Annotated in this window: 23 protein-coding genes and 1 tRNA gene; 13 read left to right on the top strand and 11 right to left on the bottom strand. The window is 72.7% G+C overall.

The genetic code is table 11. The features are described from left to right. Positions 1-125: 125 nt before the first annotated feature. Entirely contained in the window at positions 126-359 is a 234-nt protein-coding gene (gene chpH, locus ABZX67_RS11245) for a chaplin ChpH (RefSeq protein WP_355357263.1), read from the bottom strand. 180 nt (positions 360-539) lie between these two features. Further along, complete coding sequence (locus ABZX67_RS11240) at positions 540-1,874, bottom strand: M20/M25/M40 family metallo-hydrolase (protein WP_355357261.1); 1,335 nt, start codon at positions 1,872-1,874, stop codon at positions 540-542. 142 nt (positions 1,875-2,016) lie between these two features. Here ABZX67_RS11240 and ABZX67_RS11235 point away from each other — a divergent pair. Further along, positions 2,017-2,101 (top strand) — tRNA-Leu (locus ABZX67_RS11235). A gap of 79 nt (positions 2,102-2,180) precedes the next feature. After that, positions 2,181-3,443: an ROK family protein gene (locus ABZX67_RS11230; RefSeq protein WP_355357259.1), complete on the top strand. Its 1,263-nt coding sequence runs from the start codon at positions 2,181-2,183 to the stop codon at positions 3,441-3,443. A gap of 46 nt (positions 3,444-3,489) precedes the next feature. Here ABZX67_RS11230 and xylA read toward each other — a convergent pair whose 3' ends face one another. Beyond that, positions 3,490-4,668, bottom strand: a complete 1,179-nt coding sequence (gene xylA, locus ABZX67_RS11225) for a xylose isomerase (protein ID WP_355357257.1) — start codon at positions 4,666-4,668, stop codon at positions 3,490-3,492. Between the two features lie 102 nt (positions 4,669-4,770). Between xylA and xylB the strand changes: the two genes are divergently transcribed. Genes xylB through phsA form a run of 4 tightly spaced genes read left to right on the top strand, consistent with a single transcriptional unit; the run spans position 4,771 to position 11,424 of the window. After that, entirely contained in the window at positions 4,771-6,216 is a 1,446-nt protein-coding gene (gene xylB, locus ABZX67_RS11220; RefSeq protein ID WP_355357255.1) for a xylulokinase, read from the top strand. Beyond that, a complete protein-coding gene (gene yicI, locus ABZX67_RS11215; protein WP_355357253.1) occupies positions 6,213-8,483 on the top strand; it encodes an alpha-xylosidase in 2,271 nt (756 codons plus the stop codon). Before xylB ends, yicI begins: the two co-directional genes overlap by 4 nt. Positions 8,484-8,506: 23 nt before the next feature. Continuing rightward, the gene (locus tag ABZX67_RS11210) at positions 8,507-9,478 is read left to right on the top strand and encodes an RluA family pseudouridine synthase (RefSeq protein ID WP_355357251.1); all 972 of its coding nucleotides are present in this window, start codon (positions 8,507-8,509) and stop codon (positions 9,476-9,478) included. Between the two features lie 59 nt (positions 9,479-9,537). Further along, on the top strand, positions 9,538-11,424 hold the full coding sequence (gene phsA / locus ABZX67_RS11205) for an O-aminophenol oxidase PhsA (RefSeq protein WP_355357249.1): 1,887 nt from the start codon (positions 9,538-9,540) through the stop codon (positions 11,422-11,424). Positions 11,425-11,495: 71 nt separating this feature from the next. On the opposite strand, the gene ABZX67_RS11200 is transcribed toward phsA, so the two are convergent. Beyond that, complete coding sequence (locus ABZX67_RS11200; RefSeq protein ID WP_355357247.1) at positions 11,496-12,962, bottom strand: amino acid permease; 1,467 nt, start codon at positions 12,960-12,962, stop codon at positions 11,496-11,498. Positions 12,963-13,163: 201 nt separating this feature from the next. Next, entirely contained in the window at positions 13,164-13,865 is a 702-nt protein-coding gene (locus ABZX67_RS11195; protein ID WP_355357245.1) for a FadR/GntR family transcriptional regulator, read from the bottom strand. Positions 13,866-13,984: 119 nt separating this feature from the next. Between ABZX67_RS11195 and ABZX67_RS11190 the strand changes: the two genes are divergently transcribed. The 3 genes from ABZX67_RS11190 to ABZX67_RS11180 are packed head-to-tail and all read left to right on the top strand — an operon-like array spanning position 13,985 to position 16,381. Continuing rightward, positions 13,985-14,500 (top strand): gluconokinase, encoded by a 516-nt coding sequence (locus tag ABZX67_RS11190; RefSeq protein ID WP_355357243.1) that lies wholly within the window; start codon positions 13,985-13,987, stop codon positions 14,498-14,500. 46 nt (positions 14,501-14,546) lie between these two features. Further along, entirely contained in the window at positions 14,547-15,944 is a 1,398-nt protein-coding gene (locus ABZX67_RS11185) for a gluconate:H+ symporter (protein ID WP_355357240.1), read from the top strand. Positions 15,945-15,994: 50 nt separating this feature from the next. Beyond that, positions 15,995-16,381: a VOC family protein gene (locus ABZX67_RS11180; RefSeq protein ID WP_355357238.1), complete on the top strand. Its 387-nt coding sequence runs from the start codon at positions 15,995-15,997 to the stop codon at positions 16,379-16,381. Positions 16,382-16,388: 7 nt separating this feature from the next. Here ABZX67_RS11180 and ABZX67_RS11175 read toward each other — a convergent pair whose 3' ends face one another. After that, positions 16,389-16,991: a hypothetical protein gene (locus ABZX67_RS11175; protein ID WP_355357236.1), complete on the bottom strand. Its 603-nt coding sequence runs from the start codon at positions 16,989-16,991 to the stop codon at positions 16,389-16,391. A 120-nt stretch (positions 16,992-17,111) separates the two neighbouring features. Continuing rightward, entirely contained in the window at positions 17,112-18,767 is a 1,656-nt protein-coding gene (locus ABZX67_RS11170; protein ID WP_355357234.1) for an FAD-binding dehydrogenase, read from the bottom strand. An 89-nt stretch (positions 18,768-18,856) separates the two neighbouring features. Here ABZX67_RS11170 and ABZX67_RS11165 point away from each other — a divergent pair, with 89 nt between their 5' ends. From ABZX67_RS11165 to ABZX67_RS11155, 3 genes are read left to right on the top strand one after another with little or no spacing between them, the layout of a single operon-like run. Further along, positions 18,857-19,390 (top strand): NUDIX domain-containing protein, encoded by a 534-nt coding sequence (locus ABZX67_RS11165; RefSeq protein ID WP_355357231.1) that lies wholly within the window; start codon positions 18,857-18,859, stop codon positions 19,388-19,390. Positions 19,391-19,399: 9 nt separating this feature from the next. After that, positions 19,400-19,792 carry a DUF202 domain-containing protein gene (locus ABZX67_RS11160; protein WP_355357229.1) on the top strand — a complete coding sequence of 131 codons (393 nt, stop codon included), beginning with the start codon at positions 19,400-19,402 and terminating at the stop codon, positions 19,790-19,792. Continuing rightward, entirely contained in the window at positions 19,792-20,157 is a 366-nt protein-coding gene (locus tag ABZX67_RS11155) for a DUF202 domain-containing protein (RefSeq protein WP_355357227.1), read from the top strand. Before ABZX67_RS11160 ends, ABZX67_RS11155 begins: the two co-directional genes overlap by 1 nt. Positions 20,158-20,167: 10 nt before the next feature. On the opposite strand, the gene ABZX67_RS11150 is transcribed toward ABZX67_RS11155, so the two are convergent. Then, positions 20,168-21,103 (bottom strand): NADP-dependent oxidoreductase, encoded by a 936-nt coding sequence (locus ABZX67_RS11150; RefSeq protein WP_355357225.1) that lies wholly within the window; start codon positions 21,101-21,103, stop codon positions 20,168-20,170. Between the two features lie 116 nt (positions 21,104-21,219). Here ABZX67_RS11150 and ABZX67_RS11145 point away from each other — a divergent pair, with 116 nt between their 5' ends. Beyond that, positions 21,220-21,519: a hypothetical protein gene (locus ABZX67_RS11145; RefSeq protein ID WP_355357223.1), complete on the top strand. Its 300-nt coding sequence runs from the start codon at positions 21,220-21,222 to the stop codon at positions 21,517-21,519. Here the strand turns inward: ABZX67_RS11145 and ABZX67_RS11140 are convergent. The 3 genes from ABZX67_RS11140 to ABZX67_RS11130 are packed head-to-tail and all read right to left on the bottom strand — an operon-like array spanning position 21,516 to position 24,197. Then, positions 21,516-22,574, bottom strand: coding sequence for a serine hydrolase domain-containing protein (locus ABZX67_RS11140; RefSeq protein ID WP_355357221.1), 1,059 nt, complete (start codon positions 22,572-22,574; stop codon positions 21,516-21,518). The two genes, ABZX67_RS11145 and ABZX67_RS11140, sit on opposite strands and share 4 nt — an antisense overlap. Further along, on the bottom strand, positions 22,555-23,487 hold the full coding sequence (locus ABZX67_RS11135; RefSeq protein WP_355357219.1) for a hypothetical protein: 933 nt from the start codon (positions 23,485-23,487) through the stop codon (positions 22,555-22,557). Before ABZX67_RS11135 ends, ABZX67_RS11140 begins: the two co-directional genes overlap by 20 nt. Next, the gene (locus tag ABZX67_RS11130; RefSeq protein ID WP_355357217.1) at positions 23,484-24,197 is read right to left on the bottom strand and encodes a hypothetical protein; all 714 of its coding nucleotides are present in this window, start codon (positions 24,195-24,197) and stop codon (positions 23,484-23,486) included. Before ABZX67_RS11130 ends, ABZX67_RS11135 begins: the two co-directional genes overlap by 4 nt. Positions 24,198-24,227: the final 30 nt, after the last annotated feature.

The following is a 24,227-nucleotide window of genomic DNA, read 5'->3' as shown; positions in this document are numbered from 1 at the left end:
AGAGCGCCCTTGTCGTGCGCCGGCACCTCCACACCCGCCGGCTCTCCTTTTACCGGGCCCCGCCCCCGCCCCCCGCCCCCCGGGGCCGGCCGGGCCTCAGACCCTCCCGGGCCGAGGCCCGGGCATCAGTCGTTGATGCAGACGTTGCCGAAGGCCGGGTTCAGCAGGCCGACGATGTTGATCGTGTTGCCGCAGACGTTCACCGGGATGTGGATGGGAACCTGAACCACATTGCCCGAGATGACGCCCGGGGAGCCCACAGCGGCACCGTGCGCACCCGCGTCGGCGACGGCCATGCCCGCGCCCGCCAGAACCAGGCCCCCGGTGGCGGCCGCGATGGCGACGACCTTCTTGATCATTATTCCTCCTTGTTGGCAATGCGATCCCAGCCGCGGACCGCATCACCTGTAACGAGGGGGAAGTAAGGGGGCTACGTCGTGATGACCGTGTTCACCCTTTTCGGTCGCATGTGCACAGGCGGTCGATTATTGGAGTTTCGTTTCAGCCGACTAATCGCCCGGCTGGATCCCCCACCGGCCTCAGCTGGCGTCGATGAAGCGGTCCAGCACCCGCACGCCGAACTTCAGCCCCTCCACCGGCACCCGCTCGTCCACGCCGTGGAACATCCCGGCGAAGTCCAGCTCCGGCGGCAGCTTCAGCGGCGCGAAGCCGAAGCAGCGGATGCCGAGGTCGTCGAAGGACTTGGCGTCGGTGCCGCCGGAGAGCATGTACGGCACGGCCCGGGCGATCGGGTCCTCCGCCCGCAGCGCGGTCTGCATGGCGTCCACCAGGTCCCCGTCGAAGCTGGTCTCCAGCGCCTTGTCGGCGTGCACGTCCTCGCGCCGGACGCGCGGGCCCAGGATCCGGTCGAGGTCGGCGAGGAACTCCTCCTCGTACCCGGGCAGGAAGCGCCCGTCCACATGGGCGGTGGCCTGCCCGGGGATGACGTTCACCTTGTAGCCGGCGCCCAGCATGGTCGGGGCGGCCGAGTTGCGGAGCGTGGCGCCGATCATCTTGGCGATGCCGCCGAGCTTGGCGAGCGTCGCCTCCATGTCCTCGGGGTCCAGCGGGGTGCCGAGCGCGTCCGAGAGTTCGTCCAGGAAGGACCGCACGGTCTTGGTCACCCTGACCGGCCAGGTGTGGCGGCCCAGGCGGCCCACGGCCTCGCACAGCTCCGTGATGGCGTTGTCGGTGTTGGTCATGGAGCCGTGGCCGGCCGTGCCCTCGACGGTCAGCCGCATCCAGTGCATGCCCTTCTGGGCGGTCTCCACCAGGTACAGGCGCAGGTTCTCGTTGACCGTGAAGGAGAAGCCGCCGACCTCGCCGATCGCCTCCGTGACGCCCTCGAAGAGCCCGGGGTGCTTGTCGACCAGATGGCGGGCGCCGTACGTGCCGCCCGCCTCCTCGTCGGCGAGGAACGCCAGCACGATGTCGCGCGGGGGCTTGCGGCCGCTGCGCAGCCGGTCCCGTACGACCGCGAGGGTCATGGCGTCCATGTCCTTCATGTCGACCGCGCCACGGCCCCAGACGCAGCCGTCGGCGACCTCGCCGGCGAAGGGGTCGTACGTCCAGTCGGCGGCGTCGGCGGGCACCACGTCGGTGTGGCCGTGGATGAGGAGGGCGGGCCGGGACGGGTCCTCGCCCTCGATGCGGGCCACCGTGGAGGCGCGGCCCGGGTGCGACTCGATGATCTTCGGTTCGAGCCCGACCTCGGCGAGCTTCTCGGCGATGTACTCGGCGGCCGCGCGCTCCCCGGGGCCCGAGTGGTCGCCGTAGTTGCTGGTGTCGATCCGGATGAGGTCGCGGCAGAGGTCGGTGACCTCGTCCTCGCCCGCCGTGACGTTGGCGGTCCGTGCCGTGCTCGACTCGCTCACGCTGGTTCCTCCCGCGTAGCTGCTGCTGGGTCCTCTCATCCTGCCCCCTCTCCCGGTACGGACGGGGGCGTGATCGAGCACCTCGAATGTTTGCTATGGTTTTCCACGTCGGAACGGCCACGGGCCGCGAGACAGACACCTTGTCCGGGTGGCGGAATGGCAGACGCGCTAGCTTGAGGTGCTAGTGCCCTTTATCGGGCGTGGGGGTTCAAGTCCCCCCTCGGACACAGAGAAGGAGAGCGGGTCCGGTCGGCAGACCGGGCCCGCTCTTCGCATGCCGGGGCTTCGCATAGGCTCGGCGGCACGATGAGGAACACGCTGGATCCGCTGGAGCCCAAGGCCGACAAGGCGACCGTGCGCCGGCACAACCTGAGCCTGGTGCTGCGGGCCGTGCACGACGAGGGCGAGGCGACCCGCGCGGCGGTCGCGGCGCGGGTCGGGCTGACCAGGGCGGCGGTGTCGTCGCTGGTCGAGCAGCTGATGGTGAGCGGTTTCCTCACCGAGTCGGGCAAGACGTTCAGCGGGCACGCGGGGCGGCCGGGGACGGCGCTGCGGGTGGCGCGCACCGGGCCCGCGGGGCTCGGCGTGGAGATCAACATCGACTACGTCTCGGTCTGCGTCGTGGACCTCGCCGGCGCCGACCGCGTACGGCTGACCGAGCACCTCGACAACCGCGGCGCCGAGCCGGGCGAGGTGCTGGAGCGGGCGGCGCGGATCGCGGCGCGGGCGCTTCGGGCGGCGGCGGAGGAGCGGCTGAATCCCGCCGGGGTGCGGCTCGCGCTGCCGGGTCTGGTGTCGGGTGGCAGCGTGCGCCAGGCGCCGAACCTGGGCTGGAACGGGGTGGCGGCGGAGGAGCTCTTCGGGCGGGCGCTGGGCGGGCTGCTGCCCGGGCGGCCGGCGCTGCCGGTCGGGTCGGACAACGAGGCCAACGCGGCCGCCCTCGCGGAGCTGTGGTTCGGCGGGCCGGACCGGGTCCGCAGCTTCCTGTACCTGTCGGGCGAGATCGGGGTGGGCGGCGCGATCGTCGTCGACGGCGAGCTGCTGCGCGGGGCGCACGGTTTCGCCGGGGAGATCGGGCACGTGGTGGTGGACCGCGACGGGCCGGAGTGCCGGTGCGGCTCGCGGGGCTGCCTGGAGCAGTACGCGGGCCAGGCGGCGCTGCTGCGGGGCGCGGGCCTCGACGAGGCCGCCGGGATGCCGGGGGTGGCGCGGCTGGAGCGGCGGGCCCGGCGCGGGGACGCGGCGGCCGTGGCGGCGCTGGAGCGCGCCGGGCGGATGCTGGGTCTCGTGGTGTCGGGTGCGGTGAATCTGCTGGACCCGGAGGCGGTGGTGCTGGGCGGGATCTACCGGGGCCTGATGCCGTGGCTGGGCCCGGCGGCGGACCGGGAGCTGACGGCGCGGGTCGTCTCGGGCCTGTGGTCCGCGGGGAGCGGCCGACTGCGGGCGTCGTCGTCCTCGGGGGACGCGGCGCGCGGGGCCGCGGCGCTGGTGGTGCGGGACGTGATCGCGGATCCGGCGGGGTACGTGGAGCGGGCGGGCGCCGCCCCGTCCCGCGCCCCCTTGCCGTAAGCGTCGGCAGGGGGCGCGGGGCGTCTCGCGCGGGTGTCGGCGGGTGTCAGCGGGTGGCGAGCAGGTGCTCCCACGCCAGCTGGTCGAGGCGCTCGAAGGACATGGAGCGGGCGGCCGCCGCCTCGGGGTCGAAGGACTCGTACGCGGAGGCGTCCGCGAGGAGGCCCGCGAGGCCGTCCTCGGCGGTGGGGCGAGCGAGTTCGGGGAGGCGGGAGGCGGCCAGGGCCTCCTGGACCTCGGGGTCGGCGCGGAAGGCGGCGGCGCGGGACTTGAGGATCAGGTAGTTGCGCATGCAGTTCTTCGCGGACTCCCAGACGCCGTCGGAGCCGTCCGTGCGCACGGGCTTGAAGTCGAAGTGGCGCGGGCCCTCGTAGCCGGCGCTCTCCAGGAGGTCGACCAGCCAGAACGCCTGGCGCAGGTCGCCGGCGCCGAAGCGGAAGTCCTGGTCGTACTTGATGCCGGACTGGCCGTTGAGGTCGATGTGGAACAGCTTGCCGGCCCACAGGGCCTGGGCGATGCCGTGCGGGAAGTTGAGGCCCGCCATCTGCTCGTGGCCGACCTCGGGGTTGACGCCGACCAGGTCGGGGCGTTCCAGGCGCTCGATGAAGGCCAGGGCGTGGCCGATGGTGGGCAGGAGGATGTCGCCGCGCGGCTCGTTGGGCTTGGGCTCGATGGCGAAGCGCAGGTCGTAGCCCTGCTCGGTGACGTACTGGCCGAGCAGGTCGAACGCCTCCTTCATGCGGTCGAGTGCGGCGCGGACGTCCTTCGCGGCGCCGGACTCGGCGCCCTCGCGGCCGCCCCAGGCGACGTACACCGTGGCGCCGAGTTCGACGGCGAGGTCGATGTTGCGGAGGGTCTTGCGCAGGGCGAAGCGGCGGACGTCGCGGTCGTTGGCGGTGAAGCCGCCGTCCTTGAAGACCGGGTGCGTGAACAGGTTCGTCGTGGCCATGGGCACCTTGAGGCCGGTGCGGTCGAGGGCGGCGCGGAACCGCTTGACGGCGGCCTCCCGCTCGGCGTCGGAGGAGCCGAAGGGGATGAGGTCGTCGTCGTGGAAGGTCACGCCGTACGCGCCGAGCTCGGCGAGGCGCTCCACCGACTCGACGGGGTCGAGCGCCGGGCGGGTGGCGGTGCCGAAGGGGTCGACTCCCTGCCAGCCCACCGTCCACAGGCCGAACGTGAACTTGTCCTCGGGGGTAGGGATGAAGCGTTCCGGTCGTTCCGGCATGTCCGGGCCTCCAGGTCTATTTGTTTTCTCGCATTACTAATACGCTACGGATGCCCCGCCGCCAAGCACCGAGTGCACCGAGAGAACCGAGAGAGGTACGCGATGCCGTCGTCCCCGGCCGTCATCGGCGTGGACAGCTCCACGCAGTCCACCAAGGCGGTGGTGGTGGACGCCGCCTCCGGGCGAGCCCTGGCCATGGGCCGGGCCGCGCACACCGTCAGCGGCTCGGACGGTGCCCGCGAGAGCGACCCCGAGCAGTGGTGGCGGGCGCTCACCGAGGCCGTCGCCGAGGCGCTGCGCGGGCTGGACCCGCGCGCCGTCACCGGCATCGCGGTCGCGGGGCAGCAGCACGGCCTGGTGGTCCTGGACGGCGCCGGACGGCCGCTGCGCCCCGCCGTGCTGTGGAACGACACCCGCTCGGCGCCGCAGGCCGCCGCCCTCACCCGCGAGCTCGGCGCCCAGGGCTGGCTGGACCGCACCGGGTCGGTGCCGGTGGCGTCCATGACGGCCGCCAAGTGGCGGTGGCTGCGCGAGAACGAGCCCGCTGCGGCCGACGCGGCCGCCGCCGTACGGCTCCCGCACGACTTCCTCACCGAGCGGCTGGGCGGGGTGGCCGCGACCGACCCGGGCGACGCGTCGGGCACCTGCTGGTACAGCACCGCGACGGGCGCGTACGACCCGTTCCTGCTGGAGCTCCTTGAGCTGGACGAAGGGCTGCTGCCGGCCGTCGCGCCGGGCGGGGCCACAGCCGTCGGCGTGCTGACCCCCGCCGCGGCGAAGGAACTCGGGCTGCCGGAGGGCATCCCGGTCGCCGCCGGTACCGGGGACAACATGGCCGCCGCCGTGGGCCTCGGGCTCGGCCGGGCGGGGCTCCTGGACCACCCGGTGGTCTCGCTCGGCACCTCCGGGACCGTCTTCGCGGCCACCCGCACCCGGCCGGCGACGGCCGCGCTCGCCGGTTTCGCCGCCGCCGATGCCCCCGGGACGTACCTGCCGCTCGGCTGCACGCTGAACTGCACGCTCGCCGTCGACAAGGTCGCCGCTCTGCTCGGGCTGGACCGCGAGGACGCCGCGCCCGGCGGGGAGGCGGTCCTCCTGCCGTACCTGGACGGCGAGCGCACCCCCGATCTGCCGCGCGCCTCCGGGCTGCTCACGGGGCTGCGCCACGCCACCACGCCGCAGCAGCTCCTCGGGGCGGCGTACGAGGGCGCCGCGTTCACCGTGCTGCGGGCGCTGGACGCGCTGCCCGGGGCCGGGGAGGATGTGCCGCTGCGGCTCGTCGGGGGCGGCGCCCAGGGGCGTACGTGGGTGGAGACCGTGCGCCGGCTGTCCGGGCGGGCCGTCACCGTGCCCCGTACCACCGAGCTCGTCGCCCTGGGCGCCGCCGCGCTCGCCGCCGGGGCGGCCACGGGCGAGGACCCGGTGGCGATCGCGACCGCCTGGGGCACCGGGGACGGCGAGACGCTGCCGCCCGTCGAGCGCGACCATGCCACCTGGGGCCGGATCGCCGCGGCCCTGGACACCTACGTCTCCCTGGGGGCGCTGTGAAGTTCACCGACGGCTTCTGGCTGATGCGCGACGGCGTCGACGTCGCGTACGCCACCGAGGTGCGGGACCTGCACGTCAGCGACGACCACTTCACCGCGTACGCGGCCGTCCGGCGCGTGGAGCACCGGGGGCACACCCTCAACTCGCCGCTGATCACCGTGGAGTGCTTCTCGCCCGCCGAGGGCGTCATCGGCGTCCGCGCCACCCACCACGCCGGGAAGGCGCACCGGGGGCCGGACTTCGCCCTGCTGGGCGACGGGACGCCGTACGCGGCGCGCACCCGCCGCGAGGGGTCCGTGACGGAGCTGACGAGCGGGCCGCTCACGGTGCGGCTGGACCGGGAGGGGCCCTGGGGGCTGACCTTCCTGGACGCGGAGGGCCGGCGGCTGACCGCCGTCGAGGCCAAGGGCACGGCCTTCGCCACGACCGGCGACGGCGCCCATCACATGGTCGCGCAGCTGGCGCTCGGGGTGGGCGAGTACGTGTACGGGCTCGGCGAGCGCTTCACGCCGTTCGTGAAGAACGGGCAGAGCGTCGACATCTGGCAGGCCGACGGCGGCACCAGCAGCGAGCAGGCGTACAAGAACGTGCCCTTCCACCTCTCCTCTCGGGGGTACGGCGTCTTCGTCAACCATCCTGGGCGGGTGTCGTACGAGGTCGGCTCCGAGTCGGTCGGGCAGGTGCAGTTCAGCGTCGAGGACCAGTCGATCGAGTACTACGTCGTCGCCGGGCCGACGCCGAAGGAGGTGCTGGCCCGCTACACGGCGCTGACGGGGCGGCCCGCGCTGCCGCCGGCCTGGTCGTTCGGGCTGTGGCTGACGACGTCGTTCTGCACGCCGTACGACGAGGAGACGGTGACGTCCTTCGTGGAGGGGATGGCGGAGCGGAACATTCCCTTGTCCGTCTTCCACTTCGACTGCTTCTGGATGCGCGAGTACCAGTGGAGCGACTTCCGGTGGGATCCGGACACCTTTCCGGATCCGGTGGGGATGCTGTCCCGGCTCAAGGAGCGCGGGCTGCGGATCAGTCTGTGGATCAATCCGTACGTCGCGCAGAAGTCGGCGCTCTTCGAGGAGGGCGCCCGCCGGGGCTACCTGGTGAAGCGGGCGAACGGCGACGTCTGGCAGTGGGATCTGTGGCAGGCCGGGATGGCGCTGGTCGACTTCACCCATCCGGAGGCGCGGGCGTGGTTCCAGTCGAAGCTGCGGGGCCTGCTCGACCAGGGCGTGGACTGCTTCAAGACGGACTTCGGCGAGCGGGTGCCGACGGATGTGGTGTGGCACGACGGCTCCGACCCGGAGCGGATGCACAACTACTACGCGCACCTGTACAACAGTTGCGTCTTCGAGCTGCTGGAGAAGGAGCGCGGGGCGGGCGAGGCCGTGCTGTTCGCGCGGTCGGCGACGGCGGGCGGGCAGCGGTTCCCGGTGCACTGGGGCGGCGACTGCTTCTCGTCGTTCGGCGCGATGGCGGAGTCGCTGCGGGGCGGGCTGTCGCTGTCCCTGTCCGGGTTCGGCTTCTGGAGCCACGACATCGGCGGCTTCGAGGGCACGCCCGACCCGGAGGTGTTCAAGCGGTGGCTGGCCTTCGGCCTGCTGTCGTCGCACAGCCGGCTGCACGGGAACATGTCGTACCGCGTGCCGTGGGAGTTCGGCGACGAGGCGGTGGACGTGGCGCGGCAGTTCACCGAGCTGAAGCACCGGCTGATGCCGTACCTGTACGGGGCGGCGGTGGAGGCGCACCGTACGGGGACGCCGCTGATGCGGCCCATGCTGCTGGAGTTCCCGGACGACCCGGGCTGCCGGACGCTGGACCGGCAGTACATGCTCGGCCCGGACCTGCTGGTGGCGCCGGTGTTCACGGCGGAGGGGGACGTCGAGTTCTACCTCCCGGAGGGCGTCTGGACGCATCTGCTGACCGGTGAGACGGCGACCGGGCCGGGCTGGCGGCGCGAGCGGCACGGTGTCGACAGCCTGCCGCTGTACGTACGGCCGGGCGCGGTGCTGCCGCTCGGCGCGGACGACCAGCGGCCGGACGGCGACTGGACGGCGGACCTGACACTGCTCGTCGCCCCGGGCCCGGACGGCCGGGCGGTATCGGTGACCGTTCCGGACCACGGCGGGGCCCCGGCCGCCACGTACACCGTCGAACGCGAGGGAGGCGCTGTGCGGGTCACGGCGACCGGTACGGACCGGCCCTTCCGGGTGCGCGTGGTCGGCGGAGGGTCGGCCCGCGGGGCGGGCGAGGTGACCGTGCCGCCGCGCTGAACGGCGCGGTTTACGGTGGGGCGGTGAGACGCAGAACGAAGCCCCCGGCGGCCCCGCTGCCGCAGCGCGCCGGCATCGACCCGGTGCGGCTGCGGCTGCCCGCGGACCCCGGCGGGAGCTGGACGACCGTACGCGACCACCTGGTCGGGCGGTACGCGGCGGCGATCGGTGAGGGGCGGGTGGACGCGATGCTCGCCGAGGGCCGGTTCGTCGGCGCGGACGGGGTGCCGGTCGCGGCGGACGAGCCGTACGCGGAGGGCCGGTACCTGTGGTTCCACCGGGACTTCCCCGCCGAGGAGCGGGTGCCGTTCGAGGTCGGCGTCGTGTACCGCGACGAGCGGATCGTCGTCGCCGACAAGCCGCACTTCCTGGCGACGACGCCGCGCGGCCGGCATGTGACCGAGACGGCGCTGGCCCGGCTGCGGCGCGACCTGGGCCTGCCCGCGCTGCAGCCCGCGCACCGGCTGGACCGGCTGACGGCCGGGCTCGCGCTCTTCGTCGTACGGCCGGAGGACCGGGGCGCGTACCAGACGCTGTTCCGGGACCGGCGGGTGCGCAAGGAGTACGAGGCGGTGGCTCCGTACGACCCGGACCTGGCCCTGCCCGTGACCGTACGGAGCCGGATCGTGAAGGAGCGGGGCGTGCTGGCGGCCCGGGAGGAGCCGGGCGAGCCGAACAGCGTCAGCCGGGTCGAGCTGCTGGAGCGGCGGGCGGGGCTCGGCCGGTACCGGCTGGTCCCGGAGACCGGCCAGACCCATCAGCTGCGGGTCCACATGAACCGCCTGGGCATACCGATCCTCGACGACCCGCTGTATCCGGTCGTACGGGAGGACGGTACGGAGGACTACGCGCGGCCCTTGCGGCTGCTCGCGCGGGTGCTGGAGTTCACCGATCCGGTCACCGGTGAGGAGCGGCGCTTCGTCAGCGGGCTGACGCTCGGCGAGCTGTCCGCCCGGGGACCGGTTTCGGCCGAAGGGAACACGGGCGGAAACTGATCGGCGGACCGGGACGTCCTCACGAGTGCAGGGCCACACCACTGCGCTACGGGGGAAACATGACACAGACCGTCGAAGAGGGCGAGACCGTCGAGAACCTCGCCCAGAAGATCGTCGAGGCAGTCTCGGGCAGCGCCGCCACGAGGGACGGGGAGCTCGTTCCGTACGTCGACCCGCTGACCGTCCCGCCCGTCATCCGGCCCGACCAGCCGGACGTACGGCAGGAGATCGAGATCGCGCTCCGGCCGACGTGGGTGCGGATGCACTCGCAGCTGCCGCCGACGCTGATGTGGGGGTACGAGGGCAGCGTCCCCGGCCCCACCATCGAGGTGCGGCGCGGGCAGCGCATCCGGATCGCCTGGACCAACCGCATCCCGCCGGGCAGCGAGTACCCGGTCACCGCCGTGGAGGTGGAGCGGGTGGCGGGGCGGCCCGACCCGCACAACCGGCCCGGGCGGGAGGGCGTCGAGCCCGGCAAGGACGTGGCGGCGCTGCCCGCCTGGTCCGTGACGCACCTGCACGGCGCCCAGACGGGCGGCGGGAACGACGGCTGGGCGGACAACGCCGTCGGGTACGGCGACGCCCAGCTGTCGGAGTATCCGAACGACCACCAGGCCGTGCACTGGTGGTACCACGACCACGCCATGAACATCACCCGCTGGAACGTCTACGCGGGGCTCGTCGGCACGTACCTCGTACGGGACGACGAGGAGGACGCGCTCGGGCTGCCGTCCGGTGCGCGGGAGCTGCCGCTGGTCCTCGCCGACCGGAACCTGGACACCGAGGAGGACGGGCGGCTGAACGGGCGGCTGCTGCACAAGACGACCGTGCTGACGCGGGAGCACCCGGAGACGGGCAAGCCGGTGACGCTGCCGTTCCTGGGTCCGTACACGACCGTCAACGGCACGATCTGGCCGTACCTGGACGTGGAGGACGGCTGGTACCGCTTCCGGCTGGTGAACGCCTCCAACGCCCGCGTGTACGACCTGGTGCTGGTCGACGGGGAGGACAACCCGGTGCCGGGCGTCGTCCACCAGATCGGCAGCGACGGCGGGCTGCTGCCGCGGCCGGTGGCGGTGGACTTCGAGGGCGGTGAGCCGCTGACGATCGCGCCGGCCGAGCGGTTCGACCTGCTGCTCGACTTCCGGGGGCTCGCGGGGCGGAAGGTGCGCCTGGTGAACAAGGCGGCGGGGCAGGCGCCCGGTGTGCCGGACGCGACGCGGAACGTGCCGTATCCGCAGGTGATGGAGTTCCGGGTGGCCGAGGGCGCGTGCGCCGACACCTTCGAGCTGCCGCGGGTGCTGTCGGGGTCCTTCCGGCGGTTCGACCACGACCACATCGACCACGGGCACCGGCTGATCGTGCTGACGCCGCCGACGACGGTGGGCGGGGGCGGTCACCCGGAGATCTGGGAGATGACCGAGGTCAAGGATGTCGACGTGCAGGTGCCGACGACCGGGATCATCCAGGTGAAGGGCCCCGACGGCAAGGTGCGCACGTACCGGCGCACGGCCCGCACCTTCAACGACGGGCTCGGCTTCACCATCGGGGAGGGCACGTACGAGCAGTGGTCGTTCCTGAACCTGGGCGCACCGCTGCACCCCATGCACATCCACCTCGCGGACTTCCAGGTGGTGGGCCGGGACGCGTACTCGGTCGCCGAGTTCGACCCGGCGCTGGGCGGGACGCGGGCGCCGGTGGCGTACGACCCGGGGCGGCCGATTCCGGTGCCGGCGAACGAGCAGGGCTGGAAGGACGTGTTCCGGGTGGCTCAGGGCGAGATGGTGCGGGTGATGGGCCGGTTCGACGGGGCGTACGGGCGGTTCATGTACCACTGCCACCTGCTGGAGCACGAGGACATGGGCATGATGCGGCCGTTCGTGGTGATGCCGAGGGAGGCGCTGAAGTTCGACCACGGCGGGGGCGGACACGGCGGACACCACTGACACCCGCACGACGAAAGCCCCCGCCGGACGACGCTGTCCGGCGGGGGCTTCGTGCTTCGTACGGGAGGGGGTCAGTCCTGCTGCCGCGCCGCGGCGAGGGCGAGGACGCGCTTGCGGACCACGAACCAGCCGCCGACCAGCAGCGCGGCGATGGCCGGCAGCAGATTGACGGTGGTGCGGCCGACGCCGCCGCCGTACCACATCAGGAACAGGACGGTGACGAGGAAGACCAGCGTCACGATCTGCGTGTACGGGGCCCAGGGCAGCTTGTAGGAGGGGCGGGTGACCCTGCCGTCCTTGGAGCGGGACCAGAACAGCAGCGAGCAGAGCATGATCATGCCCCAGGTGCCGAGGATGCCGATGGAGGCGAGGTTCAGCACGATCTCGAAGGCCTCGCCCGGCATGACGTAGTTCAGGCCGACGCCCAGCACGCCGAAGCCGGCGGTGAGCAGGATGCCGCCGTAGGGCACCTGGCCCTTGTTCATGCGGGCGGTGAACTTGGGCGCGGAGCCGGACATGGCCATCGAGCGCAGGATGCGGCCGGTGGAGTACAGGCCGGAGTTCAGGCTGGACAGGGCGGCGGTGAGGACGACCAGGTTCATGATGCCGGCCGTGCCCGGGATGCCGAGCTTGTCGAAGACGGTGACGAACGGGCTCTGGTCGCCGGAGAACGAGGTGTACGGCAGCAGGAGCGCGAGCAGGACGACCGAACCGACGTAGAACAGGCCCACGCGCCACATGATCGAGTTGATCGCCTTCGGCATGATCTTCTCGGGGTTCTCGGTCTCACCGGCGGCGACGCCGACCAGCTCGACGGAGGCGTAGGCGAAGACGACGCCCTGGACGACCATCAGCATCGGCAGCATGCCCGTCGGGAAGATGCCGCCGTTGTCCGTGATGGTGGCGAGGCCCGGGGTGTGGCCGCCGACCTCGTGCTGGGTGACGACCAGGAAGATGCCGACGCACATGAAGATCACCAGCGCGGCGACCTTGATGATCGCGAACCAGAACTCCATCTCGCCGAAGTACTTCACCGAGATCAGGTTCGCGGTGAGGACCACGGCGAGGGCGATCAGGGCGAGGATCCACTGCGGGATGTCGCTGAACATGGCCCAGAAGTGGGCGTAGGTCGCGGCCGCGGTGATGTCGGCGACGGCGGTGGTCGACCAGTTGAGGAAGTACAGCCAGCCGGCCGTGTAGGCGCCCTTCTCGCCCATGAACTCACGGGCGTAGGAGACGAAGGCGCCGGAGGAGGGGCGGTAGAGCACCAGCTCACCGAGTGCCCGGACCACGAAGAAGGCGAAGACGCCGCAGACGGCGTACGCGATGGCGAGCGAGGGGCCCGCGCCGGCCAGCCGGCCACCGGCGCCGAGGAAGAGGCCGGTACCGATCGCACCACCGATGGCGATCATGTTGACGTGGCGGGACTTGAGGTCCTTGCTGTAACCGGCGTCACCGGCGTCGATGTGGGGGGCGCCCGTCGCCGCCGGGGATCCGGGGCTCAGGGTGTCGGCCGCAGGCATGGTGCGGTCACTCATCTGGAAGTCGCCTTTGTGAGGGGTCGTGCGGTATCAGCCGTACGCAGGTGATGAGGGTGGTCACCGGGGGCACGCAGGCCAGGGGCCATAGTCGCGGCTACGCTGCCGTTTTGGCTGTGGCCTATGTCACGTACGGGCGGATCTGAGATGTTTTTGAGGTTACCGGCCGGTTAATCGGCGTCAGCAGTTTAAGCGCGCCGCTCAGGGGGCGAGCACATCGAGCTCGCGCAGGGCTCCCACCGCGATCTGCCGGGTGAGCTCCTCGGCGCGCGCCGCGTCCCGCTCCCGTACGGCCTCGGCGACCTGGACGTGGAGCGTGACGGCCGCCGGGTCGGGGTCCTCGAACATGACGTGGTGGTGGGTGCGGCCGGCCAGGACCTCGGCGACGACGTCCCCGAGGCGGGCGAACATCTCGTTCCCGGAGGCGTTGAGGATGACGCGGTGGAAGGCGATGTCGTGCACCAGGTAGCCCTCCAGCTGCCCGCCGCGCGAGGTGGCGACCATGCCGAGCGCCTGCTCGGTCAGCTCCCGGCACTGCTCGGGGGTGGCATGGACGGCGGCGAGGCCCGCGGCGACCGGTTCGACGGCGGAGCGCAGGACGGTGAGCGAGCGCAGCTGGCGGGGGCGGTCGGCGCCGGCCAGCCGCCAGCGGATCACCTGCGGGTCGTAGACGTTCCACTGCTCGCTCGGGCGGACCGTCACACCGACGCGGCGGCGCGACTCGACGAGGTGCATGGACTCCAGGACGCGGACCACCTCGCGGATGACCGTACGGGACACCTCGAAGCGCTGCGCGAGCTCGTCGGTGCGCAGGACGCTGCCGGGCGGGCACTCCCCCGCGGAGATCGCCAGGCCCAGGGTGTCCAGCACGTGCGTATGGAGGCCCCGGGTCCGAGTCGTCATGCACATAGCGTAACCGGCCCAATTAAGTATGACTATTAAGTCACAGGGTCTTGAATATGTCGTACCCGATGGGTTTCAGTGTGCGGCGACAGTCAGTCGGTGTCGATGTCAGGAGACCCATGCAGAACCCCCCAGTCGTCGTGGTGATGGGCGTCGCCGGCACCGGCAAGACGACGATCGGTCCGCTGGTCGCCGAGCGCCTGGGCGTGCCGTACGCCGAGGGCGACGACTTCCACCCCGAGGCGAACATCGCCAAGATGTCGGCCGGCACCCCGCTGGACGACGACGACCGGTGGCCCTGGCTCGACGCGATCGGGCGGTGGGCGCACGGCCGCGAGGGCCTCGGCGGGGTGGTGAGCAGCTCGGCGCTGAAGCGGTCCTACCGCGACCGGCTGCGGGCGGTCGCCCCCGGCGTCGTGTTCCTGCACCTGACCGGCGACCGGGCGCTGATCGAGGAGCGGATGGCGGCGCGCAAGGGGCACTTCATGCCGACGGCGCTGCTGGACTCGCAGTTCGCCACGCTGCAGCCGCTGGCCGACGACGAGGCGGGTGTCGCCGTCGACGTCTCCGGCGGCCCGGAGGCCATCGCCGACCGCGCTGTCGAGGCGCTGCGGCGGCTCCTGACGAACCCCTGACTCCCACCCCCGGGCACCCTTCCCCCCGACCCCCGAGGACCCCCCTGTGACCAGTCTCAACGTCGAGATGCTGGCAGCGGACGCCACCGAACCGATCACCTCGGCCGGCAACGCTCACCTGGGCATCGCCGTGCTGGCGGGCATCGCCGTCATCGTCCTGCTCATCACCAGGTTCAAGCTCCACGCCTTCCTGGCCCTGACCATAGGCACGCTGGGGCTCGGCGCCTTCGCCGCCGCCCCGCTCGACGCGACCATCGCGTCCTTCACCAAGGGCCTCGGCTCGACCGTCGCCAGCGTGGGCGTGCTCATCGCGCTGGGCGCGATCCTCGGCAAGCTGCTCGCGGACTCCGGGGGCGCGGACCAGATCGTCGACACGATCCTCGCGAAGGCGGGCGGGCGCGCCATGCCGTGGGCGATGGTGCTGATCGCCTCCGTGATCGGCCTGCCGCTCTTCTTCGAGGTCGGCATCGTGCTGCTGATCCCGGTGGTGCTGTTGGTCGCCAAGCGCGGCAACTACTCGCTCATGCGGATCGGCGTCCCCGCGCTCGCCGGACTGTCCGTGATGCACGGGCTCGTCCCGCCCCACCCCGGGCCGCTCGTCGCGATCGACGCGCTCGGCGCGAACCTCGGCGTCACGCTGGCGCTGGGCGTGCTCGTCGCCATCCCGACGGTGATCATCGCCGGTCCGCTGTTCTCGCGGTACGCGGCCCGCTGGGTCGACATCCCGGCGCCCGACCGCATGATCCCCCAGCGGGCCACCGAGGACCTGGAGCGGCGGCCGGGCTTCGGCGCCACCGTCGCCACGGTGCTGCTGCCGGTGGTGCTGATGCTGGCCAAGGCGCTGGTGGACATCGTCGTCGACGATCCCGAGAACCACGTCCAGCGGGTCTTCGACGTCGTCGGCTCGCCGCTGATCGCCCTGCTGGCGGCGGTCGTCGTGGGCATCTTCACGCTGGGCCGCGCGGCCGGATTCACCAAGGAGCGGATCTCCGCCACGGTCGAGACCTCCCTCGCCCCCATCGCGGGCGTGCTGCTGATCGTGGGCGCGGGCGGCGGCTTCAAGCAGACGCTCATCGACGTGGGCGTCGGCCGGATGATCCTGGAGTTCTCCGAGGACTGGTCGATCCCGGCGCTGCTGCTGGCCTGGCTGATCGCGGTGGCCATCCGGCTCGCGACCGGCTCGGCGACGGTGGCCACCATCTCGGCGGCCGGCCTGGTGGCACCGCTGGCGGCCGACATGTCGACGACGCACGCGGCGCTGCTGGTGCTGGCGATCGGCGCCGGCTCGCTCTTCTTCAGCCATGTGAACGACGCCGGGTTCTGGCTGGTGAAGGAGTACTTCGGGATGAACGTCGGCCAGACCATCAAGACCTGGTCGGTGATGGAGACGATCATCTCGGTCGTCGGCATCGCCGTGGTGCTGCTGCTGTCGCTGGTGTTGTAGCCGCCCGTCGCGCAGCCTGCGTGCCGGCGTCCCGGGCGTAGGCTGCGCGCATGGTGCATGTACTCGGCAGCAGGATCCTGCTGCGCCCCATGGATCCGCAGCGCTCGCGCGACTTCTACGGCGGGGCGCTGGGGCTCGCGGTGTACCGGGAGTTCGGCACGGGGCCCGAGCGGGGCACGGTGTACTTCCTCGGCGGCGGGTTCCTCGAACTGTCCGGCCGCTCGGACGTCCCGCCCTCCCCCGGCATGCGGCTGTGGCTCCAAGTGGCCGACGTCCAGGCCGCGTACGAGGAGCTGCGCGGGCGCGGGGTGGAGGTGCTGCGGCCGCCGCTGAAGGAGCCGTGGGGGCTGGTCGAGATGTGGATCGCGGACCCGGACGGGGTGCGCATCGCGGTGGTGGAGGTACCGGAGGACCACCCGCTGCGCTACCGGCCCTGACCGGCCGTCAGCCGCCGAGGGGAAGCTTCCACTGGGCGGTTTCACGGCCCGGATCACCTTCGGTGACGAAGGTCTCGAAGAACAGGGCGTCCGCGTCCGCCGAGACATTGACCTGGAGCGGGACCGTGACGCGCTCGCCGGGCGCGAGCGTCTCGGGGAACCAGTCCCCGCCGGAGCGGGGGGCCTTCTGGTTCACCGCCAGTTCCGCGCCGTAGCCCGAGGTGCCGCCCTCCTCCGTGATCTCGTCGAACGCGTCGATCTCGATGGTCTTGTCGCTGTCGTTGAGGTAGGTGACGGAGAACTCGAACGTCACCTGGCCCGACCTGCGCTCGTCGTTCGGTACGGGCGGGATGCGCCGCGCCTCGCTCACCGTGGCGCGTACGCCGTCCTCGTACGTGGCCGTCCACCCCGGCTCGAGGCCGTAGCCCTCCCCGGTCAGGTCGATGCTCGCCGCGTCCTTCTCCGCCGCCAGGGACCGCTCCAGGTAGACGGCACCCGCCACGAAGACGCCCAGGACGGCGAGGACGACCCCGCCGACCGTCCAGGCCAGGATGCGGAGGAAGGAGCTCAGGGGCGTACGGCCCTCGGTGAGGAGCGGGTCGCTGGTCATGCCCCTGACGCTACGGCCTGCCCACCGCGCCGGCCTGCGGTGTACTACTCAACTCCGCGTGGGGCGCCGTACTCAGGCGGCTTCAGAGACCGCCTCAGCCGACCGCCTCAGCCGACCGCCTCAGCCGACCGCCTTCGCCGCCGCGCGGCCCGCCGTACGGCCGGAGAAGAGGCAGCCTCCGAGGAAGGTGCCCTCCAGGGAGCGGTAGCCGTGGACACCGCCGCCGCCGAAGCCGGCGGCCTCACCGGCCGCGTACACGCCGGGCAGCGGGGCGCCGTCCGGGGTGAGGACGCGGGCGGAGAGGTCGGTGGCCAGGCCGCCGAGGGACTTGCGGGTGAGGATGTTGAGGCGCACGGCGATCAGCGGGCCGGCCTTGGGGTCGAGGATGCGGTGGGGTGTGACCGTGCGGATCAGGCGGTCACCGACGTACTTGCGGGCGCCGCGGATCGCCGTCACCTGGAGGTCCTTGGTGAAGGGGTTGGCGACCTCGCGGTCGCGGGCCACGATCTCGCGGCGCAGCGCGGCCTCTTCGATGAGCGGTTCCTCGGTGAGCGCGTTCATGCCGCGCACCAGGGACGACAGGTCCCGCTCGATGACGAAGTCGGCGCCGTGGTCCATGAACGCCTTCACCGGGCCGGGCACGTCGGCGCGGGCGCGGTCGAGGACGCCGCGTACGGACTTGCCGGTCAGGTCCGGGTTCTGCTCGGAGCCGGAGAGGGTGAACTCCTTGCCGATGATGCGCTGGTTGAGGACGAACCAGGTGTAGCCGTACCCGGACCGCATGATGTGTTCGAGGGTGCCGAGGGTGTCGAAGCCGGGGAAGAGCGGAACGGGCAGGCGGCGGCCGCGGGCGTCCAGCCAGAGGGAGGACGGGCCGGGCAGGATGCGGATGCCGTGCCGGGCCCAGATGGGGTTCCAGTTCTCGATGCCCTCGGTGTAGTGCCACATCCGGTCGCGGTTGATGTGGTGGGCGCCGGCCTTCTCCGTGATGCCGAGCATCAGGCCGTCGACGTGGGCGGGCACGCCCGAGAGCAGCTTCTCGGGCGGGGTGCCGAGCCGCTCCGGCCAGTGGGCGCGCACGAGGTCGTGGTTGCCGCCGATGCCGCCCGAGGTGACGATCACCGCCTGCGCCCGGTACTCGAACGCCCCCGTGACGCCACGGCTGCTGGCGGTGCCGCGCTCGGCGTCCGACGGCTCCAGGATCTCGCCGCTGACGGTGTCGACGGAGCCGGCGGTGCGGCCGAGGGCGGTGACGCGGTGCCGGAACCCCAGGCGTACGAGGCCCTTGGCGACGCCCTCGCGGACCCTCCGCTCGAAGGGGGCGAGGAGTCCGGGGCCGGTGCCCCAGGTGATGTGGAAGCGCGGCACCGAATTGCCGTGCCCGGTGGCGTCGTAACCGCCGCGCTCGGCCCAGCCGACGACCGGGAAGAAGCGGACGCCCTGCCGGTGCAGCCAGGGGCGCTTCTCGCCGGCCGCGAAGTCGACGTACGCCTCGGCCCACTTGCGGGGCCAGTGGTCCTCGGGGCGGTCGAAGCCGGCCGTGCCGAGCCAGTCCTGGAGGGCGAGGTCGCGGCTGTCCCGGATACGCATCCGGCGCTGCTCGGGCGAGTCGACGAAGAAGAGGCCGCCGAAGGACCAGTGGGCCTGGCCGCCGATCGACTGCTCCGGCTCCTGGTCGAGGAGGAGGACGCTGCGCCCCGCGTCGACCAGCTCGGCGGTGGCGGTCAGGCCGGCGAGGCCCGCCCCGATCACGATCACATCAGCGTCGTACGCCATGGGCCTCTTCCTTGTCGGCGCCGGCAGGTGCTCCGATCTTCGGTACGCGGGAGTAACCCGTCAACCACCTGGGGTGGTTTCATGTCGGCATGACTTACCCCGCTGACGAGATCCTGGACGTCGTCGACGAGAACGACGTGGTGGTGGGGCAGGCCCCGCGCGGCGAGGTGTACGCCCGGGGCCTGCGCCACCGCTGCGCGTTCGTCCTGGTGCGGGACGCCGAGGACCGGATCTTCGTGCACCGCCGGACGCCCACCAAGCTGGTGTTCCCCTCGATGTACGACATGTTCGTCGGCGGTGTCGTCGGCGCGGGCGAGAGCTACGACGAGGCGGCGCTGCGCGAGGCCGAGGAGGAGCTGGGGGTGGGCGGCCTGCCGCGGCCCACGCCGCTCTTCCGGTTCCTGTACGGGGACGGCAGCGGGCACGGGTCCTGGTGGTCGGCCGTCTACGAGGTGCGGTGCACACTCCCGGTGGCGCCGCAGCCGGAGGAGGTGGCCTGGCACGCCTTCCTGCCGGAGGCGGAGGTGCGGGCGCGGCTGGCCGACTGGCCGTGGGTGCCGGACGGCGCCGCCGCGTACGAGCGCCTGCGGGCGTACCGGGCGGGCTCCTCCACACCCCGCTAGTGTGATCATGTGAGCGATTTCGTGCGAGGGCTGCGGCTGTGGATCGCGCCGCGGCGGATCCGGGACGAGGGCGACACGCCGGACTACCGCTTCTCCCTCGCCAATGAGCGCACGTTCCTCGCCTGGATACGCACCGCGCTCGCGCTGGTCGGGGGCGGCTTCGCCGTCGACCAGTTCCTGCCCGACCTGCGGTGGGGCGTACGGGTCGGGATGGCGCTCGCGCTGCTGGCCGCCGGGGCGCTGTGCGCCTTGCGGGCGGTGAACCACTGGGTGCGGTGCGAGCGGGCGATGCGGCGCGGCGAGGACCTGCCGATGAGCCGGTTCCCGGCGCTGCTGAGCATCGCGGTGGGGGTGGTCGCCGGCGCGATGGTGATGGTCGTGCTGTTCGGGTGGCGGGACTGATGAGGGCGGGGCCGGCCGGGGCCGCGGGCGCGGACTCCGGCGCGGGCGCGGGCTCCACGGGTGAGGTGCGGGACCCCGGCCTCCAGCCGGAGCGGACGCGGCTCGCGTGGCGGCGTACCACGCTCTCGGCGACGGTCGCCGCGGTGCTGGCCGCCAAGCAGGCGGTGCACGACGAGACCACGGCGGGCGGCCTGGTGGGGGCGGCGCTGTCGCTGCTGGTCTGGCTGGCGTTCCTGGGCGTGGCGCACCGCCGGATGCGGGCCCTGGGCGCCGTCCGGCCCCCGTCGCTGGCGCCGCGGGGCGCGCTCGCGGCGGCGGCCTGTACGGTCGCGCTCGCCGCGTTCGCGGTGGCGGTGGTGGTGTGAGGGAGCGCCTTCAGTCGGTCCGGTCGACGGTGACGACGACCTTGCCGCCGAGGCCGCCCTCCCTGTTCGCCCGCTGGGCGTCGGCGGCCTGCTCCAGCGGGAACGTCTTGGCGACCCGTACGGCCAGCGCGCCCTGCTCCGCCAGCTCGGCGAGCGCCGTCAGGTCCGCCGGGTCCGGGCGGACCCAGCAGTAGCGGCCGCCGAGGCCGATCACCTCGCCGTCCGCGACGGAGGCGAGGCGGCCCTCGGGGGCCAGCAGGTTGGCCGCGTCCTTGAGGGCCTGGCCGCCGAGGGTGTCGAAGGCCGCGTCGACGCCGTGCGGCGCCAGGGCCTTGACCCGTCGGGTGAAGCCGTCGCCGTACAGCACCGGCTCGGCACCGAGCTCGCGGACCCGCTCCTCGCCCGACGCGCGGGCCGCGCCGATGACGCGGGCGCCGAGGTGGCGGGCGATCTGGACGGCCATGGAGCCGACTCCCCCGGATGCCGCATGCACCAGCACGGTCTCGCCCGGCCGCACCTGGAGGGCCCCTTTGAGCACCTGGTAGGCGGTCAGTCCGGCCAGCGGCAGGCCCGCCGCCTCCTCGAAGCCCAGGGTGCGGGGCTTGCGCGCCAGGGTCCGTACGGGCGCGGCGACGTACTCGGCGAAGGTGCCGTGCCACAGGGTGTCCTCGCGGACGTACCCCATGACCTCGTCACCGACCCCGAACTCGGTGACGGCGACCCCCGGCTGGACGACCACCCCGGAGACGTCCCACCCGGGGATGACCGGGAAGACGGCGTCCAGAGCCGTGTCCATGTACCCGGCCTGCACCTTCCAGTCGACCGGGTTGACGGCCGCGGCGCGCACTTCGACGAGCACCTTGTCCGGCCCGACCTTGGGATCGGGATGCTCACCGAACTCCAGGACCTCGGGGCCGCCGTAACGGCTGTAGCTGATCGCCTTCATGGTCCGACCCTCCGGTCCGCTCCGCAGGGGCGCAAGCCGAAAGGGATCAACCACGACAAAGGGGATTAGCCTGGAAGTGTCATCGACCCTCCGTACAGGCTCCCCAGGGGCGCGCCATGACCGTTCCGCTCCACCACGAGCACCTGGCCCACGAGCACGCGCACGGTCCGGCCTGCGGGCACGAGGCCGTCACCCACAACGATCATCTCGACTACGTCCACGAGGGGCACCTGCACCGCGCGCACGCGGGCCACTGGGACGAGTGCGAGCCGGGCGAGCACATCGCCCACAGCGGGCACGCCCATGAGCACGGCACGGGCTGCGGACACCCGGCCGTCGCACACGGCGACCACGTCGACTACGTCCACGAGGGGCACCGGCACGCCGCCCACGGCGGGCACTGGGACGACCACTAGGTGAGCGCCTGGCTCCGCAGGAGGAGATAGGCGTTCTGGACGAACCGGCTGGTCGGGGCGGGGCTGGTGTTGGTGAGGGCGACGACGGCGGTGAGGGGGTGGGGGCAGAAGCCGATGAAGGCGGTGAAGCCCCTGGTGCCGCCGCTGTGGAAGTACAGGTGGCGATCCCGCACGGTCCGTCTGCTCCAGCCCAGGGGCGTGTCCGGTTGCGGCGGCCCGGGGTGGAGCACGGTGTGCAGGGCGGTGCGCAAGGCGGTGCCCCGTGGGAGCCGCTCCGCCGCGCAGGCGTCGGGTGCGGCCAGGCAGCGCAGGTAGTGCAGGAGGTCGCGGGCGCTGGAGCGCACGGCGCCCGCGGCGGGCAGGGCGGGGATGAGGCTCGGCGGGCGGGGGCGGCCGTGCCAGTGGCCGGTGGCCTGGGCGCAGCCGGGGTCGTCGGTGGTGTCGGTGAGCCCCAGCGGGTGGAGGACGTGGTCGCGGAGCAGCGTGGAGTAGCTGCGGCCGGCGGCGTGGGACATGAGGTGGCCGAGGAGGCCGACGCCGAAGTTCGAGTAATGGCGCCGGGTGCCCGGTGGGTGGCGTAGCCGGGTGCGTGCCAGGGAGGCCCACAGGAGGTCGGGGCTGTAGGACTGGTAGGGGTTGGTGGTCCAGGTGGCCAGGGCGGTGCGGAGCAGGCCGGGTGGCAGGCGGGGCAGCCCTGCCGTGTGGGTGGCCAGGCGGCGTGCGGTGATATCGGTGGCTCCGGGCCCGCGCGGGAGTGCTCCGCTCGGGACGTGGCAGGCGAGGGGCTCGTCCAGGGCGAGCGTGCCGTGGGCCGCCAGGGTGGCCAGGAGCAGGGCGGTGAAGGTCTTCGTGGCGGACCCGATCTCGAAGCGGGTGCGGTCGGTGACCGGGAGCGTACGGGTGCGGTCGGTGTGACCGTGGCACAGCAGGGAGGTCACCCCGTGGCCGTGCACCGCCACGACGGTGCCCGCGTGGCGGCCTGCCGCCTCGATCGCGGCCTGGGCGCGTGCCGGTGCGGGCGCCGGGCGCCCGGAGTCAGTCGACGGGTACGGCATCGCTGTCGCGGAGCAGGGTCAGGGCCCCGGCCATCACCGCCACGGCGGTGGTGTGGTGGTGATCGGTGAACGCCTGCCGCTCCCCGCTGTCGACGGGCTTGCCGTCGCGGGGCACGAGTCCGTCGGCACGCTGGACGGACGCCAACCGCCGCCACACGTCCGCCGTGCACCGGGGCTGCGGCAGGCACGCGTCGACGATGACGAGCTCGGCGAGCAGGTCCCATTCGGAGATCTCCGCCCACACCTCCATCCACACCGGCAGCCAGTGCGTCAGGTACTCCACCACAGGGTCGGGCAGCGCGTGCGGTCGCCGGCCCCAGTCGGTGACGTGGAAGACGGTGTGGGTCATGCAGTAGGCCGTCATCCAGTCGAGCAACCACGGTTCGGGCCGCCGTCCGAGCCAGGTCGCCTCCGTGAGCGAGGCCCAGTCGCCGTCGACCGGCAGGCCGGTGAGGCGGGCGGCGTTGGCGACGGCCAGGCGCCGGTTGGGCAGCTGTTCCACCGCCCAGTAGGAACCCGTGGCGGTGAGGTGGGCCAGCAGCCCGTCCAGCCGGCCGTGCCGGTAGCCCGCCGCGGCGAAGGGCGCGTAGACCTCCAGCGGGTCGGTCATGGCCGGGTAGCGCAACTGCCGCTCGTACAGCAGATCACCGCGCCGCAACTGGTCCCAGCCGAACTCCAGCAGTGCTCGCGCGGCGTTCTCCTCGTCGGGCAGGACCCCGGCGGCACGCCGGGCCATGCCGGCGGCCAACGCCGATTCGCCCAGCGGCTTGTACACGCCGTCGGGGTCGGCGAGCTCAGCCGACGTGTCGGCGGGGAAGGAGCCCAGGTGGCGGTTGCGGTGCAGCCATCCCAGCGCGCGTGCGGACACCTGACGCGCCAGGTCCCGCCGCTCCACGGCCTCGTCCCGACTCATCCTTCCTCCTGCCGGGCCGGGCTCAGACGCTGGAGGACGGCCACATCCAGCGCCATACGGGCACTGCTGCTGCCGCACTGGACCACGTGCGCCACCACGGGCTCCAGCCGCAGAGCCTCCGCCGCGCCACGCCCGTTCACCAGCGCCGACCAGCGGGCCAGCCGGGCCGCTGTCGGGTAGTCCCGCCGCAGCATCGCCCGCACCACTCCCCTGCTCACATCCAGGCTCCGCCGACGGGCCAGTTCGGCGACGGCACTCTCGCAACCCGGCAGAGCCAGGGGGGACATCCGCGCGAGACACTGCGCAAAGGAGACCCAGTCCGCGTCGGCGAGGGTCCTGGCGTCCGTCCGGTGCTGCCGGGTCCCGGCGTCCGGGCGCTCCGGGCGCGCGATCACCGCGGCCTGCGCCTCGGCCAGGACGATCGCCTCGACCGGCTCTCCCGGACCGACGGGGAACGCGCGCAACGCCTCCGCGACCGCCTCGCGATCCAGGGGGCCGGGCAGCACGCCGGCCAGCAGCGCGGGTGCGAAGACGTCCGGTCCCAGCACCCGCACCGCGGCCAACGCCGCCTTCGTGTCGGCGGCCCGGCGGACGTGCCCGGCCACCACCCCGTCACTGGGCACGGGCTCGCGCAGAGCTTCGTGCAGGCACTCCGCCAGGCTCTCGACCGATGCGGCGTACGCCGCCACCGGCGCGTTCGAAAGCGGCATCTGCTCGTGGTCCTCCCCTCGGCAAGCTGT

Source organism: Streptomyces sp. NPDC003036, assembly GCF_040611175.1.
Taxonomy (GTDB): domain Bacteria; phylum Actinomycetota; class Actinomycetes; order Streptomycetales; family Streptomycetaceae; genus Streptomyces.
Note: the sequence above shows the minus strand (reverse complement) of the source record. Positions and strands in the feature narration are given on the sequence as shown.

Excerpts from the sequence above, each read along its gene's own strand:
- chpH (WP_355357263.1), bottom strand. The coding sequence starts at position 359 with ATGATCAAGAAGGTCGTCGCCATCGCGGCCGCCACCGGGGGCCTGGTT.
- ABZX67_RS11230 (WP_355357259.1), top strand. The coding sequence starts at position 2,181 with ATGAGGAACACGCTGGATCCGCTGGAGCCCAAGGCCGACAAGGCGACC.
- xylA (WP_355357257.1), bottom strand. The coding sequence starts at position 4,668 with ATGCCGGAACGACCGGAACGCTTCATCCCTACCCCCGAGGACAAGTTC.
- xylB (WP_355357255.1), top strand. The coding sequence starts at position 4,771 with ATGCCGTCGTCCCCGGCCGTCATCGGCGTGGACAGCTCCACGCAGTCC.
- phsA (WP_355357249.1), top strand. The coding sequence starts at position 9,538 with ATGACACAGACCGTCGAAGAGGGCGAGACCGTCGAGAACCTCGCCCAG.
- ABZX67_RS11200 (WP_355357247.1), bottom strand. The coding sequence starts at position 12,962 with ATGAGTGACCGCACCATGCCTGCGGCCGACACCCTGAGCCCCGGATCC.
- ABZX67_RS11195 (WP_355357245.1), bottom strand. The coding sequence starts at position 13,865 with ATGACGACTCGGACCCGGGGCCTCCATACGCACGTGCTGGACACCCTG.
- ABZX67_RS11190 (WP_355357243.1), top strand. The coding sequence starts at position 13,985 with ATGCAGAACCCCCCAGTCGTCGTGGTGATGGGCGTCGCCGGCACCGGC.
- ABZX67_RS11180 (WP_355357238.1), top strand. The coding sequence starts at position 15,995 with ATGGTGCATGTACTCGGCAGCAGGATCCTGCTGCGCCCCATGGATCCG.
- ABZX67_RS11175 (WP_355357236.1), bottom strand. The coding sequence starts at position 16,991 with ATGACCAGCGACCCGCTCCTCACCGAGGGCCGTACGCCCCTGAGCTCC.
- ABZX67_RS11170 (WP_355357234.1), bottom strand. The coding sequence starts at position 18,767 with ATGGCGTACGACGCTGATGTGATCGTGATCGGGGCGGGCCTCGCCGGC.
- ABZX67_RS11165 (WP_355357231.1), top strand. The coding sequence starts at position 18,857 with ATGACTTACCCCGCTGACGAGATCCTGGACGTCGTCGACGAGAACGAC.
- ABZX67_RS11155 (WP_355357227.1), top strand. The coding sequence starts at position 19,792 with ATGAGGGCGGGGCCGGCCGGGGCCGCGGGCGCGGACTCCGGCGCGGGC.
- ABZX67_RS11150 (WP_355357225.1), bottom strand. The coding sequence starts at position 21,103 with ATGAAGGCGATCAGCTACAGCCGTTACGGCGGCCCCGAGGTCCTGGAG.
- ABZX67_RS11145 (WP_355357223.1), top strand. The coding sequence starts at position 21,220 with ATGACCGTTCCGCTCCACCACGAGCACCTGGCCCACGAGCACGCGCAC.
- ABZX67_RS11140 (WP_355357221.1), bottom strand. The coding sequence starts at position 22,574 with ATGCCGTACCCGTCGACTGACTCCGGGCGCCCGGCGCCCGCACCGGCA.
- ABZX67_RS11135 (WP_355357219.1), bottom strand. The coding sequence starts at position 23,487 with ATGAGTCGGGACGAGGCCGTGGAGCGGCGGGACCTGGCGCGTCAGGTG.
- ABZX67_RS11130 (WP_355357217.1), bottom strand. The coding sequence starts at position 24,197 with ATGCCGCTTTCGAACGCGCCGGTGGCGGCGTACGCCGCATCGGTCGAG.